The following is a 581-nucleotide window of genomic DNA, read 5'->3' on the forward strand; positions in this document are numbered from 1 at the left end:
CCAGATCACCCGGCCGCACCCCCCTGCCCGACAGATACCGGGCCAGCCGGTTCGACCACACCTCCAACTCGCCGTACGTCACCTCCTGATCCTCGAAGACGAGTGCCGGGGCCTCCGGTGAGCGGGCCGCCTGACCGGCGAACAAGCCGTCCAGGCCGAGTCGGGGAGCCGGGGTCGCGGGCCCGGACCATCGGGCGAGGCGGGTGTGCTCGTCCTCGGTGAGGAGGGGCAGGGTGGAGACCGGCTGGTCGGGGGCGGAGACGGCGGCGGTGAGGAGGCGTACCAGGCGACCGGCGACGGCCTCGGCGGTGGCGGGTCCGTAGAGGTCGGTGGCGTACTCGACGGTGATGTCGAGCCCGCCCGGGCCGCCGTCGGCCGCCCGGCGCTCACCGAACGCGAAGGTCAGGTCGAACTTGGCGACGCGGGTCTCGGGGGTGACGAATCGCGCTGCAAGGCCGCCGAGTTCAGGTTCGCTCACCGTCGTGTCGCCGACGGTGAGCATGACCTGGAACAGCGGATGCCGGGACGCCGAACGCTCGGGATTGAGCACCTCGACGAGCCGGTCGAACGGAAGGTCCTGA

At 71.9% G+C, this 581-nt stretch carries 1 protein-coding gene; it reads right to left on the minus strand.

The features are described from left to right. Window positions 1-581, minus strand: a 581-nt coding sequence (locus tag ADK41_RS05865; protein ID WP_037805359.1) for a condensation domain-containing protein, incomplete at both ends; no start/stop codon positions are given.

It is taken from the genome of Streptomyces caelestis (genome assembly GCF_001279005.1).
Taxonomy (GTDB): Bacteria; Actinomycetota; Actinomycetes; order Streptomycetales; family Streptomycetaceae; genus Streptomyces; species Streptomyces heliomycini.